The sequence below is a fragment of the Nonomuraea sp. MTCD27 genome (assembly GCF_041950495.1).
Classification (GTDB): Bacteria; Actinomycetota; Actinomycetes; order Streptosporangiales; family Streptosporangiaceae; genus Nonomuraea.
On record NZ_JBGNUW010000025.1, the window covers coordinates 95,298 to 110,024 of the forward strand.

Genomic DNA, 14,727 nt, shown 5'->3' on the forward strand with positions numbered 1-14,727 from the left:
CCATGCGAAGGCAGGGCCGGTGGCGGGGGCGGGGTCAGCGGGTGATCATGCCCTGGGCCAGGTCGGCGGCCGTGGCCCGGGGCTCGCGGAGCTCGGGCGGGCCGTAGCCGCCACCCCCGCCCGACTCGCACCGCAGCACGTCCCCGGCCTTGACCGGCAGCGCGTTGACCTTGAGCATCTCCCGCTCCCCGGCAGTCCCGGGGTTGAGCGTGACGCGCGGGGGAGCGCCGGCCGCGCCGCCCGCCAGCCCCCACGCCGGGGTGACCGAGCGCTCGAACCACAGCGACAGCGAGGTGTCGCCGCAGAACTCGTACTCGCGCACCACCCCGTTCCCGCCCCGCCACCGCCCGGCCCCGCCGGTGTCCGGCCGCACCTCGTAGCGGGTGACGCGCACTGGGAAGAGCGTCTCCAGCACCTCGATCGGCATGTCCCGCAGCGACCCGTTGACGTTGTTGATCAGGCAGGTCTCGCCGTCGCCGCCCTCCCACGCGCCCCAGCCGCCGACGGTGGCCTCCTGGGAGACGTACAGCTTGCCGGTCCGCGGGTCCGTGCCGGTGAACTGCACGATCATCGAGTCCCCGTACGACGCCGCGGCCGCCTTGTCCGGCAGCACCGGCGCCAGGGCCCTGACCACCAGGTCGATGAGCAGCCCCAGGTGCGAGTAGTAGTACTGGCAGGCGGCCGGCGACTCGGCGGCCAGCATCGACCCGGGCCGCGTCTCCACCGACAGCGGCCGGAACGAGCCCCCGTTCAGCGGCACGTCACCGGAGACCAGCAGCTTGTACCCGACCCGCACCGCCGCCACCGCCTGCGCCGCCCCGCAGTTGACCGGCCCGAGAGCCTGGTCGGCGCAGTCGGTCAGGTCCACGTGCATCGACTCGCCCGAGACCGAGATCGTCACGTTCACCGGCAGCGGGGTGTCCAGGTCGATGCCGTCGTTGTCGAGGAACCCGGACGCCTCGTAGACCCCGTCGGGGATTTCCGCGATGGCCGCCCGCTCCATCCGCTCCGTCTGGGCGAAGATCTGGTCGCGGGCCGCCATCACGGTCTCCAGGCCCCACCGGTCGACGATCTCCTTCAGCCGCCGCTGCCCGGTCATGGCGCAGCTCACCTGGGCCCGCATGTCGCCGAGCGTGGCGTGCGGGAAACGTACGTTGCGGGCGATCAACTCGTGCAGGTCGCGGCAGGGCGCGCCGTCCGCGTACACCTTCACCGGGCCCATCCGCAGGCCCTCCTGGAAGATCGACGTGGAGTCCATCGAGCCGCCGGGGTCCTTGGAGCCGACGTCCAGCCAGTGCGCCCGTGAGGCCGCGAACCCGGCCAGCTCCCCGCCGGCGAAGATCGGCCCGTAGACGGTGACGTCGTTGAGGTGCGTGCCGCCGATGTAGGAGTCGTTGAGCACCCACACGTCGCCCTCCCGCCACACCTCCCGCCCGTACAGGCGCTCGGTCTCGCGGGTGCACACCTCCAGGTTGCCCAGGAAGATCGGCAGGCCGGACGACTGGCCCAGCACGTTGTGGTCGCGGTCGAGCAGCGCGACCGCGCAGTCCTTGGCCTCGTAGATGACGGGGGTGTAGGAGCTGCGGATGAGGGTGGTGTTCATGTCCTCCGCCGCCTGCAGCAGCGCGCAGCGGATGATCTCGGTGGTGACGGGGTCGATCACTTGTCCACCTTCACGATGAGGAAGCCGTTGTCGTCCACGGTGGCCAGGCAGCCGGGCGGGACGACCGTGGTCGCGGTCTCCTCCACCACGATCGCGGGCCCGGCCAGCTCGCCGTCGAGGGCGGAGCGGCGCAGGACGGGCGTGCGGTGCACCGCCCCGTCGAAGATCACATCCCGTACGTCCGGCGCCGTGCGGCCGGGCGCGCCGGGGGCCGGGGCGGCGGTACGCGGGAACGAGCCGAACCCGGTGCTGCGCAGCATGACGAACTCCACCGGCGCCTCCGGCGTGGCGTGCCCGTACCGGCTGGTGTGCGCCTCGGCGTAACGGGCGGCGATGCGCGCAGGGAAGCCGGGTTCCGCCGGTTCGGCGGCGTCGCGCAGCGGGATGGTGAGCGTGTAGTCCTGGCCCTCGTACCGCATGTCCACGGCGTGCTCCACCCGCCGCCGCTCCTCCGGCACGCCCTGCCCGGCGAGCGCGTCGAGCGCTTCCTCCTGCAAAATCATGAGATTTCCGGACATGTCGGCGCCGTCGAGCGTGTCCTGCGCCCGGAAGTACGGGAACGTCAGATCCCGGCGCACGTCCGCCTCCAGCATCCCCCAGGCCGAGAACGCCCCCGGGAACCGCGGCACCACCACCTCGGAGATCCCCAGCTCCCGCGCGATGAACGCGGCGTGCATCGCCCCCGCGCCCCCGAACGCCACCAGCGCGAACTCCCGCGGCTCCACCCCGTGCTCCACCGTCAGCGTGCGGATGGCCTGCGCCATCTTGGCGTTGGCCACGTCGCAGATCCCCTCGGCCAGCAGCAGCGGATCGAGGTCCAGCTCCCCGGCCAGCTCGGCCACCGCGGCGCCGGCCGCGTCGACGTCCAGCGCCATCAGCCCGCCCGCGAACCACGCCGGATCCACCCGCCCGAGCACCACGTTGGCGTCCGTGACGGTGGGCCGGGTGCCGCCCCGGCCGTAGCAGGCGGGCCCCGGCACGGCCCCGGCCGACTCGGGGCCGACGCGCAGCGCGCCCGCCTCGGCGTAGGCGATGGAGCCGCCGCCCGCGCCGATCGTGTGCAGGTTCACGATCGGCATCAGCACCGGGTAGCCCTCGATGCGCGCCTCGGCGCTGACGTCGGGGCGGCCGTTCACGACGAGCGACACGTCGAACGACGTGCCGCCCATGTCGATGCAGATCGCGTTCCCCGCCGCGGCCCCGCCCCCGCCGCCCAGCAGCCTGGCGGCCGCGACGCCGCCCATCGTCCCGCCGACCGGCCCGGACAGCAGCGTCTGCAGCGGCCGGCGCATCGCGTACGAGGCGTTCACCAGCCCGCCCGACGACTGCATCACGTGCACCGGCACGGCCAGCCCCCGCTCGGCGAAGCGCCGCTCGATCCTGGCCAGGTAGCGGCGCACCACCGGCCCGGTGTACGCCTCCAGCACCGCCGAGGAGCTGCGCTCGTACTCCCGCCACTCCCGCGCCACCTCGTGCGAGAGCACCACCAGCACGTCCTCGCCCAGCTCGGCCCGCAGGATCTCGCCCGCCCGGACCTCGTGCGCCGGGTCGGCGTAGGAGAACAGCAGGCACACCGCGACCGCGTCGAAGCCCTCCTCGCGCGCCCGCCGCGCCGCCGCCCGCACCGACTCCTCGTCGAGCGGCACCAGCTCCCGCCCCAGATAGTCCAGCCGCCCGCCCGCCTCCATGACGTCCTGGCGCGGCACCAGCGGCGCGGGCTTGCGGTAACGCAGGTCGAACATGCGGTCCCGGTTGCCCCTGGCGATCTGGTAGACGTCCCGGCCGCCCGTGCTCGCCAGCAGCAGCACGCGGGCGCCCTTGCGCTCCAGCAGCGCGTTGAGGCCCTGCGTGGTGCCGTGCACGAAGAACGAGATGTCCGCGGGATCGTCCACCACCCGCCCGAGCGCGGCGAAGACGCCCTCGGCCAGGTCTCCCGGCGTGGTGGGCGCCTTCGAGGCCGTCACGGCCCCCGACCGCTCGTCGTAGCAGACGACGTCGGTGAAGGTGCCGCCGATGTCCATGGCGACGCGATAGCTCATGGGCGCAACCGTATGGTGCGCCGGGCCCCGCCCGCCTGTGCGGGCCGCACAGGAGCCGACGGGCGGCAGGGCATCCCGCAGCGTCAGCGGGGCGACTCCAGCCGGTCGCCGTCCCCCGTGACGATCACGCCGCTGTTACCGCCCCCCACCGCCACCGGCCGCTCCCCGGCGGCAGTCACCGCCACCCGGGGCAGCATGGCGGCAACCTCGCGGGCCAGGATCGGGTCCGTCCGGAACGCCTCCATGAGCGCCAGCTTCAACGCGGCCCTGCTCGGCTCGTCGTCCGGTTTGGCCCCGGCCACCTGCCCGATCACCTGCCTGGAGTGCGCGTCGCCCCGGCCGAAGACCCGCTGCAGGATGCGCGAGCCGCGGGCCACCTCCGTGTCCGCGGCCAATTCGCTGGTCTTGGCCAGCACCCCGGTGCCGTACGCGTCGATCGCCGCCGTGACAAAGGGCATGACGTTGTTCGCCGTGTCCATGAGACCCTCCCGTAGGTCCTTATGGAATGACGAGATGGTAGCTCGCTGAGTCCCCGCGGCAAGGGCATACCCTGTCGAATGTGCCTGCGCCGTATCTCACTCTCACCACTGTCGTCGAGCACGAGACCGAGGCGCGGCGCTCGCGCTTCGTCTGTGCCCTGGCCCCGGCGCGCACCGTCGAGGAGGCGGCGGCCTTCATCGCCGAGCGCCGCCAGAAGCATCCCGGCGCCAGCCACAACTGCACGGCCTACGTGATCGGCGAGCGCGTTCAGAAGGGCGACGACGACGGCGAGCCGGGCGGCACGGCGGGCACACCGATGGTGCAGGCGCTGGTGGGCAGGGGGTTCAGCGACGTCGTGGCGGTGGTGACGCGCTATTTCGGCGGCACCCTGCTGGGCGCGGGCGGCCTGGTGCGCGCCTACGGCTCGGCGGTGACCGAGACCCTCGACCGGGCCGAGCCCGTACGCATGGTCCCGGCCAAGCTCGTGCGCGTCGCGGTCGCGCACGACCAGGCCGGCCGGGTGGAGAACGACCTGCGCGCCTCCCGGCACGCGGTGCGCGAGGTGGCCTACGCGGGCGAGGTCACCTTCGGCGTCGCGGTGGGGGACGACGAGGTGGCCGCGTTCGCCGACTGGGTGGCCACGCTGACCGCCGGGCGGGCGCGCGTCACGATGGGCGGCGACCTCCACGTCCCCGCCTGACCGCCACGCGCCCCACCCTCAGCCTCGGTGTCACCCTTCGAGGGCGTACTGCATGACCCGGAACTTCGCCTGGGCCTCGGCCAGTTCGGCGGCCGGGTCGGAGTCGCCCATGATGCCGCCGCCCGCGAACAGCCGGGCCCGCCGCCCCTCCACCAGCCCCGAGCGCAGCGCGATGCCCCACTCGCCGTCGCCGTGGGCGTCGATCCAGCCGACCGGACCGGCGTACCCGGCCCGGTCCATGCCCTCCAGCTCGCGGATGACCTTGATCGCGGTCGCGGTGGGGGTGCCGCCGACGGCCGCCGTCGGGTGCATCGCCGCCACCACGTCCAGCACCGAGGCCCCGTCGGCCAGCCGCCCGGTGACGTGGCTGGCCAGGTGTTGCACGTTGGGCAGCACCAGCAGCTCCGGCTCGTCGGGAGTGGTGAGCGAGGAGCACAGCGGGGCCAGCGTCTGGCGTACGGAGGCGATCGCGCACTCGTGCTCGTGGCGGTCCTTCGCCGAGGCGAGCAGCGCCGCGCCCCGCGCGAGGTCGTCGGCCGGGCCGGTGCCGCGCGCGGTGGTGCCGGCCAGCACCAGCGACTCGATCTCCTGGCCCGTGCGCCGGATGAGCAGCTCGGGCGTGGCGCCGACCAGCCCCGCGACCGAGAACGTGTAGCACTCCGGGTAGCGCCTGGCCAGCCGGGACAGCAGCAGCCGCACGTCGATCGGCCGCTCGGCGGTGGCGACCAGGTCGCGGGCCAGCACCACCTTCTCCAGCTCGCCGTCGCGGATGCGCCGAGCGGCGCGGGCCACGACGTGCTCCCACTCGGGGGCGGTCAGGCTGCCGTCGCCGTAGCTGATCCGCCCGGGATCGCGGATCGGCGTGAACGTCTCCAGCGGCGCCTCGCCGATCGTCGTCAGCCAGGCGCGGCCGCCGCGGCGGGCCAGCACGGCCTGGGGGACGACGAGGACCGAGCCGTGGGCGTCCTCGTCGAAGGTGAAGCTGCCGAAGGCGACCGGGCCGGAGCCGGGGGTGCGCACGCCGTCGTCGACGTTCGCGTCGCCGAGGACGGTGGCCAGCCACTGGCGGGCCCAGGCGAACCTGCCGGGCCCCGGGGGCACGGCCACCCGGGCGGCCTGTCCCCAGCCGACGAGGCCCTCTCCGTTCCTGATCCAGGCGTAAGGGGCCGTCCTGGGAAGGGAAGCCAGCAGGTCACCGGGGTCGCCAACAGGGGTGGTGCGAACCGGCAGCGGGCGGGTTGTTCCGAGCGCGACACTCACCCAAGACACTCTATGCGGGAACTGAACACGTTCGACTCGGACCCCCGTGAATGCAAGGTTACGGGCAAAGAACCCGGAAAAAACCGGATGCTCGTAGGGATTGGGTGCAACCAGTTTGGGTCCGGCCTGTCAAGCGGTGATATGAAGTCGGTCCTGAACTGACAGACCTTGCCGCCAGGCCATAGTGAGTCGGTGATCGGCTCCTTACCTTGGTGCCCATGATCGCTCGTCACCTGGGGCCCGCCCTGGCCGCCGTCGTCGTCCTGTCCGCTTCGGGCCCGGCCCAGGCCGCGCCCGCCCAGCAGGTGCCCGAGGTCATGGCCGCGCTCGGCGACTCCATCTCCACCGGCTTCAACGCCTGCGGCTGGTACGTCTCCTGCACCTCGCGCTCCTGGTCGGCGGGCGACCACGGCGAGGTGAGCAGCCACTACCTGCGCCTGTCGAAGCTCTCTGGAACGCTCCAGAAGCACAACCTCAACTTCGCCGTGCCCGGCTCGACCAGCGCCGACCTGCTCGGGCAGGTGAAGAAGGCGGTCGCGGCCAAGGCCGACTACGTGACGATTCTCATAGGCGCCCAGGACGCCTGCGTGCGCACCGAGCAGGCGATGACCCCCGTCCAGACCTACCGGCGGCGGCTCGACGCGGCGCTGACCGAGCTGCGCGCCGGCATGCCGCGGGCCAGGGTGTTCATCGCGAGCATCCCCGACCTGCGGCGGCTGTGGCAGGTCGGCAGGGGCAACCCGCTGGCCCGAACGTTCTGGACGGCGGGCCGCATCTGCCAGGCCATGCTGGCCAAGCCCACCTCCACCCGGCGGGCCGACGCCGAGCGCCGGGACCGGGTGCGGGCGCGGGTGATCGCCTACAACCGGGCCGCGGCCGAGGCGTGCGCCGCGTACGGTCCCGGCTGCCGCACCGACGGGGGAGCGGTGTTCTCCTTCCCGTTCACCCTCGACCACGTCAGCAAGTGGGACTTCTTCCACCCCAACGTGGCCGGGCAGCGGGTGCTGGCCGAGCAGACGTTCCGGCGCGGCTTCGACTGGATCGACCCGCGGTAGGCCGCACCGGTCAGCGGCACTGGGCCAGCATGACCTTCTTGTCGGGCGCGGTGACGGGCAGGTCGTACTTGAGTGCGACCTGCGCGAAGCGGGTGACGTAGGCGCAGCGGACGCCGCGCCGCGGCGGCAGCCAGCTCGCCGGGCCCGAGGCGTCCTTCTGCTCGTTGGCCTCGCCGTCCACGGGCAGCAGGTTGAGCGGGTCGTTGGCGAAGTCGACCCGCTTGGACATCGGCCAGCGCGGCGCCCCCATGCGCCAGCCGTAGTTGAGCGGCACCACGTGATCGACCTGCACCTCGTCGGCGTTGTCCTTGTGCCAGTGGATGAGCCGGCCGGTGTAGGGGTCGGTCAGTTCCATCGAGACGACCTCGCAGCTCGAACCCGCCCGGTATTTCACGTTCTGCCCGTCGCGGGCCAGCAGGTCGTCGCGGGTGCGGCAGCCGTTGCGCGCGTACGGCACGCCGGTGGCGCTGTCGGCCCAGTTCTCGCCGTACCGGGTGCGCCGGTAGCCGGTGTTGGGTCCGTAGCCCTTGACGCGCAGGCGCTGGATGAGGCCGCGTGCCTCCGACTTCTCGGCGTCGGAGATGATGGGGGCCAGACCCGGCAGCGTCCCGCTGACGTTGCCCAGCGGGCTGGCTGCCGTGGCCGGCGGGATCTTGGTGTTGCCGATGAAGGAAACGACGATGACGGCTCCTGCGAGAAGGGCGACCGCGTCCTTCGTGCTCAACCAGGCCTCCGTGCACTCCAGGTTGTCTAGAGAAATTCCCGGCATCGTCAGTTTCGACACGGGGAGGGTTATGTGACTGATCGGCCGATCGATCCGGATGTCGATCTCCATGTCCCCGCGCAGCGCGCCGAGCTGCACTGGCCGGTCCTCGCGGTGATCGCGGCCGGCGGGGCGCTGGGCGCGCTGGCCCGCCACGGCGCGCAGGTGGCGCTGCCCAACGGGCCGGCCGGCTTCCCGTGGGCGACCTTCCTGGTCAACGTGTCGGGGTGCCTGCTCATCGGGGTGCTCATGGTGGTGATCACGGAGGTGCGGCCGGCCCACCGGCTGGTGCGGCCGTTCCTCGGGGTGGGGGTGCTGGGCGGCTACACCACGTTCTCGGCGTACGCGGTGGACGTGCAGCGGGCGGTCGCGGCGGGGGCGCCGGTGATTGGGCTGGTCTATCTGGCCGCGACGATGGTGGCGGCGCTGCTGGCGGTGGCCGGGGGCATGTGGCTGACCAGGCGGCTGGCCGGGGCGCGGGTGACCGGGTGACCGTGCTGCTGATCGTGCTGGGCGCGGCGGTGGGGGCGCCGCTGCGCTACCTGGCGGACCGGGCGGTGCAGGCGCGGCACGACACGGTGTTCCCCTGGGGGACGCTGGCGGTCAACGTGGCCGGGTCGGCGCTGCTGGGCTTCCTGGCCGCGCTGCCCGCCGAGGGCGGGGTGATGGCGCTGGCGGGCACCGGTTTCTGCGGGGCGCTGACGACGTACTCGACGTTCGGCTACGAGACGGTGCGGCTGCTGGAGGAGGGGGCGCGCTTCCACGCGGCCGCCAACGCCGTGGCCAGCGTGGTGGCCGGGCTGGGAGCGGCCTACTGCGGCCTGGCGCTCGCACAAGCCCTGGCGTGAGGTGTATCAGGAAAGCCGCATGCCGCTCCGATATCGGTGACATCCCCGCCGAGTGCCCGAGAGTCGCCCATGAAGGCCGCGAGAAACCCCGCTGAGACCCTGTTCACCCCGAGGAACCCGCTCGGGCCCAGTGTCGTGTCCGACCGGGTGAGCATCCCGGTGCTGAGGGCCATCTACGACACGCGGGTCCACCTGCACCTGCGATCGAAGGACAACCCGCCCACGTTCATCGTCGGACGGCGGGGCTCGGGGAAGACGGCGCTGCTGCTGTCGCGCGAGTTCGAGCCGCGCAACCTCGTGGTCCGGCTCAGCGCCCACGGCGTGTTCTCGCGGCTGCAGGCGGCCACCGAGTTGCTCGCCATCCCGCTCGTCCTCAGCGTGGAGGGGGTGGCGGAGCTCTGGGAGACGCTGCTGTGGGCGCCGATCATCGGCCGGCTGGTCGCGGAGCGGCACGACTGCGACCCCGACCGGGCCTTCCAGGTGCTGTGGGAGGAGACCGCCGCGCTGCGCCAGGACGTGGCCGGTTCCGACAGCCGGGACGACGCGGCGCTCGACTTCGTCACCACGCGCCTGATCGAGCACGTCGACCAGTTCGACAACGTCGTGAGCCTGGAGAAGCTGAGCCGCGACTTCCGCCTGTCGCGCCGCCCGTGGAAGGAGACGATCGAGGCGGCCAAGAGCGTGCTCGACGCCCGCGACACCCCGGTCTTCGTGCTGATCGACTCGCTGGAGAACATCGGCGACCACATCGAGCGCATCGAGGGCGTCCTGCGCGGGCTGTTCCACCTGGTCGGACGGCTCGGCCTGCGCATCGACCGGACCTACTTCCGCATCCAGTGCTGCTTCCCCAGCGAGCTGTGGCCGGTGCTCGACCGGGTCTCGGCCAACCCGATCAAGGACTTCAGCGGGCGCATGGTGCTGCGCTGGACCTGGCAGGACCTGCTGCGGACGGTCGGGGCGCGGTTGCACATGTTCCTCACCCGGCACTATCCCGAGCTGCTGCGCGGCCTGCCGGACGACGGCTACCTGACGCTGCTCGACCGGGTGATCGTGCCCGAGCTGAAGAACCGGGCCGGCCTGCCCGAGCGGTCGGTCGCGTACGTGCTGCGGCACACCCAGCTCCTGCCCCGCCAGGTCCTGTACATCTTCAACGAGGCCCTGCACCGCGCCATCGCCACGACCGGCCGCCCCGTCGTGGACGGCAACCACATCCTGGAGACGGTGACCGAGGCCGAGGCCACGCTGTGCCCCGAGGTCTTCTCGGCCCACCACTTCCGCCATCCCAAGGCCCACGACGTGGCCCGGCGGCTGATCCCGTACCTGCCCTTCCGCTTCGACGACGCCTTCCTGCACCGGATGTGCAACCAGGCGGGCATCCGGCGCGAGTTCGGGCTCGACTACCGCGAGGTGCGCGAGATGTTCACCGACGTGGGCATCATCGGCCGCCTCACCGGTGAGAGCGAGCGGTACCTGAAGGCCGAGTTCGCCTACGCGGCGGAGGGCCAGATGATCCTCTCGCCCGACGAGGAGTACTGCCTGCACCCCCTGTTCGTCCGCGAGTACAACGCGCGCGGCAGGGTCTCCTCGCCCGCGTCCAAGCCCGTCTACCCCTCGGGAACGCCGGAGCCGTCATGACCGCCCACACCTCCCGCTACCGCTACCTGGCCGAGCCGGCCGGGCTCGACCAGATCGGCCTCGCGCTGAGCGGCGGCGGCGTGCGGGCCGCCTGCCTCGGGCTGGGCGCGCTCCAGGTGACCGAGGAGTCCGGCGTGCTGGCCCGTACCCGCTACGTGTCGGCCGTGTCCGGCGGCAGCTACACCGCCGCCGCGTTCATGGCCGCCCGCGCCGAGACGCGCCGCAGCCCGCTGCCGCCGGGCGCGGTGCCGCCGTGGAGCAAGGGCTCGCCGGAGGAGGCGCACCTGCGCAGGAACCTGCGCTACCTCGGCGAGGACTGGTCGGACATCTTCCTGTCCGGTGCCAGGTACGCGCTGGGGATGCTGGTGAACCTGGTGCCGTTCGTGGCCGCGATCGCGCTGGCCGGGGCGGTGCTGGGCGGCGCCTACAGCGTGACGCGGGTGCTGGCCGTGGACCACGACGTGCTGGCGGGGCGCTTCATCGGGCAGCGGTGGGCGCTGGCCGCCGCCGTCGCGGTGATCGCGGTGCTGCTGGAGATGCGCGTGCGCAGCCGCGCCGCCGAGCTGCTGACCCGCCGCCTGGCGCTGGCCACGGTGACCGCGCTGGTGCTGCCCGACGTCATCGCCGTCAGCACCCGGGTGCTGGACAGCCGCATGTTCGACCTCTCGGCGACCACCCGCCTGGCCGGGCTGGTGGTGGTGCTGGCGGTCATCGCCGTGTACGTCTTCCGCTCCCAGTGGCTGCTGTCCTTCAGCGGCCCGCGCCAGCTGCTGCGCCGGCTGCTGCGGCTGCTGTTCTCCACCGCGATGGCGGCGGTGCTGATCCTGCCGACGCTGCTGCTGGCGGCGCAGGTCACCCAGCTCAGCCCGGTGGCCACGGCCGTGATCGCGGTGACGGCGGTGGCGGTGCTGGGGGTGTTCGCCATGACCGTGCACGCCAACGACACCTCGCTGCACGACCCGTACTCGCGCCGGCTCAACCGGGCCTACGTGGTCCGCACCGGTCTCGGCGAGCGCGGCGACGAGGGGATGCTGCGGCTTTCGCAGGTGCACCTGGCCGACATGCACGCCGACGGGCTGCCGTACCTGCTGCTGTGCGCGTCGGTGAACCTGCGCGAGGACGAGTCCGCCGCGGGGGAGGGGTGCGCCTCGTTCGTGTTCGCGCCCGACTACGTCGGCGGCGCCGCGATCGGCGAGGCGCCGCCGCAGGCGCGCGCGGCGGTGCCGGACGCGGCCTCGCTGGTGGCCGCCTCGGGCGCCGCGGTCGCGCCCAACATGGGCCGCTACACCAACCGGGCCAGCCGGATGGCGCTGGCCCTGATCAACCTGCGGCTGGGCCTGTGGCTGCCCAACCCGGTGGGCGGGCGCCCGCCCGGGCGGCTGACCTCGCACGCGCCGCAGTGGTTCGTCCGCCGCTGGCACCGGCCGGGCCCGCTCACGACCTGGCGCGAGGCGCTGGGCAACCTGTCGGTACGCCACCGCTACGTCTTCGTCTCCGACGGCGGCCACTGGGACAACTCGGGCGTCGTCGAGCTGCTGAGGCGGCGCTGCCGCACGATCTTCGCCGTGGACGCGGCGGTGGACGTGCACCGGGTGGGCAACCTGCTGCGGGTGATCTCGCTGGCCCGGACCGAGCTGGGCGTGGAGTTCGAGGCCGACGGCCGGCTGCTGACCTCCAAGGAGCCGGTGGAGCGGATCCGCTTCGCCTACCCGGACGACACGCCGGACAGCCCGGCGAACTACCTGGTCCTCGTGCGTACCCACATCAGCGACGACATGCCGAGCGACCTGGTCGCGCTGGCCGCCGACCGGGGCGCCTTCCCGTGCCACTCGACGGTGAACCAGTTCCTGCGCGCCCGCGACGTGGACGCCTACGTGGCGCTCGGCCGCTGGCTGATGCAGCGCGGCCTGCTGGCCGCCGACCTGCTGCCCGCCGGGCTCGACGCGCGAGTCCCCGCCAACGGAGCTAGCGTGTAATCCTGTAAGCAAAGGAGGGCACGTAATGGCGGATCCCCTCGACGCCTACTCCAGCGTCGTGTCTTCCGTGGCGGCCGAGTTACTGCCGAAGGTGGCCGCCGTGCGGGCCGGCCGGGGCAGCGGGTCCGCGGTGGTGTTCACCGCCGACGGGTTCCTGCTGACCAACGCCCACGTGGTCGGCTCCTCCCGCGGAGGTGCCGTCGCCTTCGCCGACGGCACCTCCGGCGACTTCGAGGTGGTCGGCCGTGACCCGCTGTCGGACCTGGCGGTGATCAGGGCGCGGACGGCCACGCCCCCGCCCGCCGAGCTCGGCGACAGCGACGAGCTGGTGGTCGGGCAGCTCGTGGTGGCCGTGGGCAACCCGCTCGGGCTGACCGGGTCGGTGACCGCCGGGGTGGTCTCCGGGCTCGGCCGGTCGCTGCCCGCGCGCAGCGGCGCCAACATGCGGCTGATCGAGGACGTCATCCAGACCGACGCCGCGCTCAACCCGGGCAACTCCGGCGGGGCGCTGGCCGACTCGCGGGCGCGGGTGGTCGGGATCAGCACGGCCGTGGCCGGGGTCGGGGTCGGGCTGGCCGTGCCGATGAACGGCACGACCCGGTCCATCATCGCCGCGCTGATCAGGCACGGCCGGGTCAGGCGGGCGTTCCTGGGCCTGGTGACCTCCCCGGCGCCGCTGCCCGAGCAGCTGCGCCGGCGCACGGGGCAGGACGGCGCGCTGCGGGTGGTCGAGGTGGTGCCCGGCTCGCCGGCGCACCGGGCCGGGCTGCACGCCGGCGACCTGGTGCTGAGCGCGGGCCGCAACCCGGTGGGCGACGCGCAGAGCCTGCAGCGGCTGATGTTCGCCGACGCGATCGGGCAGCCGCTGCCGATCACCGTCTACCGCAACGGCGCGCTCGTCGACGTCATCGCCGAGCCGGTGGAGCTCACGGGCACGGGGGTGTGAGGTCCGCCGGGGCGCCGGCCGGGCGGGTCTTGCCCTCGCGCCTGGCCAGCAGGTCGGCCAGCAGCGCGTCCCACTTCTGCCCGATGACGTCCACGTCGTAGGTGTGCGCGGTCTCCAGCGCGCCCGCGGCCAGGTCGCGGCGCAGCTGCTCGTCCTCGATGACCCGGATGATGGAGGCGGCGAGGTTGGCGTTGGTACGCGGCTTGACCAGCAGCCCGTCCACCTCGTTCGTGATCATCTCCTTGGGGCCGTGCGGGCTGTTGAAGCTGACGATGGCCAGCCCCTTGGCCATGGCCTCCAGGATCGTCATCGGGAAGCCCTCGTGACGGGAGCTGAGCACGTAGATCGACGCCTTCTCCAGCTCGCCGCCCACGTCGGCGGTCGGCCCCGGCAGCTCGACCTTGCCCTCCAGGCCCGCGTCCACGATCTGCTGGGCGAGGTTCTCCTCCTGCGGCCCGGCGCCGTAGATGCGCAGCTTCCAGTCGGGATGGGCGGCGGCGACCGTCTCCCAGGCGGTGATCAGCCGGTGGAAGCCCTTGATGCGGGTCATCCGGCCGACGGCGACGGCCACCTTGGCGTCGAGCTTGGAGACGTCACCGGTCATCGGCGGCACGGCGTTGGGGATGCGGACCAGCTTGCGCGGCTTCTTCGGCAGCGTGTCGCGGTAGTCGCCCAGGTCGGCCTTCGTCAGCGTGACCAGGGCGTCCAGGCGCCGGTAGCGCCACTTGATCAGCTCCTGGATCGGTTCGGCCTGCGTGCGCAGGGCCACGTGTTCCTGCCCGATGGTGATGACGCCGGGCAGGGCTAACTGGGCCATCGCGAGGTTGAGCCCCGGGCGGGTGGCGATCAGCACACCGGTGTCGAGCGAGCGGATGTAGCGGGCCAGCTTCAGGTCGGTCCACATGTTGAAGCGGTGGTAGGCCGTCTCCTCCTTGGGGATGAGCCTGCTCGGCAGCTTCGACAACATCGCGCGCACCGGGTCGGGGCCGGGGTTGAGCCGGTCGTCCAGGAAGCGGAACCGCACACGGGGGTCAATGGGGAAGAACGGCTCCTCGGCCTCCTTCAGGATGCTCACGATCTCCACGTCGTGCTCCTCGGCCAGGTAGCTGGCCAGGTTGAACACCGTCCTGATCGTGCCGCCCATCCCGTAGGCGTGCAGCAGCAGGATGCGTACCTGCCGGGTCGAGGGAGGCGGCGCGTTCCGTACCTTGCGCCGGTTGTATCCCCGGTAGAGCCGGACCATCGCCGACTTGCCCTTGCGTGCCAGTGCGCGCACCTGTCGGATCCCCCTTAGTCGCGGAAGAAGTCTCAACACACGTGGCCGGAGGTGAGGGTTGTCGCCTCACCACCGGCCCATTGTCC

At 72.7% G+C, this 14,727-nt stretch carries 13 protein-coding genes; 7 read left to right on the forward strand and 6 right to left on the reverse strand.

Annotated features, from left to right (window positions below):
* Window positions 1-34 precede the first annotated feature (34 nt).
* The 3 genes from ACBJ59_RS50540 to ACBJ59_RS50550 all read right to left on the reverse strand — a co-directional run bounded on the left by ACBJ59_RS50540 (window position 35) and on the right by ACBJ59_RS50550 (window position 4,181).
* Window positions 35-1,663, reverse strand: coding sequence for a hydantoinase B/oxoprolinase family protein (locus ACBJ59_RS50540; RefSeq protein WP_375117147.1), 1,629 nt, complete (start codon window positions 1,661-1,663; stop codon window positions 35-37).
* On the reverse strand, window positions 1,660-3,702 hold the full coding sequence (locus ACBJ59_RS50545; protein WP_375117148.1) for a hydantoinase/oxoprolinase family protein: 2,043 nt from the start codon (window positions 3,700-3,702) through the stop codon (window positions 1,660-1,662). Before ACBJ59_RS50545 ends, ACBJ59_RS50540 begins: the two co-directional genes overlap by 4 nt.
* An 83-nt stretch (window positions 3,703-3,785) precedes the next feature.
* Complete coding sequence (locus tag ACBJ59_RS50550) at window positions 3,786-4,181, reverse strand: hypothetical protein (RefSeq protein ID WP_375117149.1); 396 nt, start codon at window positions 4,179-4,181, stop codon at window positions 3,786-3,788.
* An 80-nt stretch (window positions 4,182-4,261) separates the two neighbouring features.
* Between ACBJ59_RS50550 and ACBJ59_RS50555 the strand changes: the two genes are divergently transcribed.
* Window positions 4,262-4,882 carry a YigZ family protein gene (locus ACBJ59_RS50555; RefSeq protein ID WP_375117150.1) on the forward strand — a complete coding sequence of 207 codons (621 nt, stop codon included), beginning with the start codon at window positions 4,262-4,264 and terminating at the stop codon, window positions 4,880-4,882.
* A gap of 30 nt (window positions 4,883-4,912) precedes the next feature.
* Here the strand turns inward: ACBJ59_RS50555 and ACBJ59_RS50560 are convergent, their stop codons facing one another.
* On the reverse strand, window positions 4,913-6,142 hold the full coding sequence (locus ACBJ59_RS50560) for an isochorismate synthase MenF (protein ID WP_375117151.1): 1,230 nt from the start codon (window positions 6,140-6,142) through the stop codon (window positions 4,913-4,915).
* Window positions 6,143-6,360: 218 nt separating this feature from the next.
* Between ACBJ59_RS50560 and ACBJ59_RS50565 the strand changes: the two genes are divergently transcribed.
* Window positions 6,361-7,197, forward strand: a complete 837-nt coding sequence (locus ACBJ59_RS50565; protein WP_375117152.1) for a GDSL-type esterase/lipase family protein — start codon at window positions 6,361-6,363, stop codon at window positions 7,195-7,197.
* Window positions 7,198-7,207: 10 nt separating this feature from the next.
* Here ACBJ59_RS50565 and ACBJ59_RS50570 read toward each other — a convergent pair whose 3' ends face one another.
* Window positions 7,208-7,921 (reverse strand): HNH endonuclease family protein, encoded by a 714-nt coding sequence (locus tag ACBJ59_RS50570; RefSeq protein WP_375117153.1) that lies wholly within the window; start codon window positions 7,919-7,921, stop codon window positions 7,208-7,210.
* Between the two features lie 72 nt (window positions 7,922-7,993).
* Here ACBJ59_RS50570 and ACBJ59_RS50575 point away from each other — a divergent pair, with 72 nt between their 5' ends.
* The 5 genes from ACBJ59_RS50575 to ACBJ59_RS50595 all read left to right on the forward strand — a co-directional run bounded on the left by ACBJ59_RS50575 (window position 7,994) and on the right by ACBJ59_RS50595 (window position 13,365).
* Complete coding sequence (locus tag ACBJ59_RS50575; protein ID WP_375117154.1) at window positions 7,994-8,452, forward strand: fluoride efflux transporter FluC; 459 nt, start codon at window positions 7,994-7,996, stop codon at window positions 8,450-8,452.
* A complete protein-coding gene (gene crcB, locus ACBJ59_RS50580; protein WP_375117155.1) occupies window positions 8,449-8,808 on the forward strand; it encodes a fluoride efflux transporter CrcB in 360 nt (119 codons plus the stop codon). Before ACBJ59_RS50575 ends, crcB begins: the two co-directional genes overlap by 4 nt.
* Before the next feature lie 69 nt (window positions 8,809-8,877).
* A complete protein-coding gene (locus tag ACBJ59_RS50585) occupies window positions 8,878-10,443 on the forward strand; it encodes a P-loop ATPase, Sll1717 family (protein ID WP_364128731.1) in 1,566 nt (521 codons plus the stop codon).
* The gene (locus ACBJ59_RS50590) at window positions 10,440-12,419 is read left to right on the forward strand and encodes a hypothetical protein (protein ID WP_375117156.1); all 1,980 of its coding nucleotides are present in this window, start codon (window positions 10,440-10,442) and stop codon (window positions 12,417-12,419) included. Before ACBJ59_RS50585 ends, ACBJ59_RS50590 begins: the two co-directional genes overlap by 4 nt.
* A 25-nt stretch (window positions 12,420-12,444) precedes the next feature.
* Window positions 12,445-13,365, forward strand: coding sequence for a S1C family serine protease (locus tag ACBJ59_RS50595; protein WP_375117157.1), 921 nt, complete (start codon window positions 12,445-12,447; stop codon window positions 13,363-13,365).
* On the opposite strand, the gene ACBJ59_RS50600 is transcribed toward ACBJ59_RS50595, so the two are convergent.
* Window positions 13,346-14,641 carry a glycosyltransferase family 4 protein gene (locus tag ACBJ59_RS50600; protein ID WP_375117158.1) on the reverse strand — a complete coding sequence of 432 codons (1,296 nt, stop codon included), beginning with the start codon at window positions 14,639-14,641 and terminating at the stop codon, window positions 13,346-13,348. The two genes, ACBJ59_RS50595 and ACBJ59_RS50600, sit on opposite strands and share 20 nt — an antisense overlap.
* Window positions 14,642-14,727 lie beyond the last annotated feature (86 nt).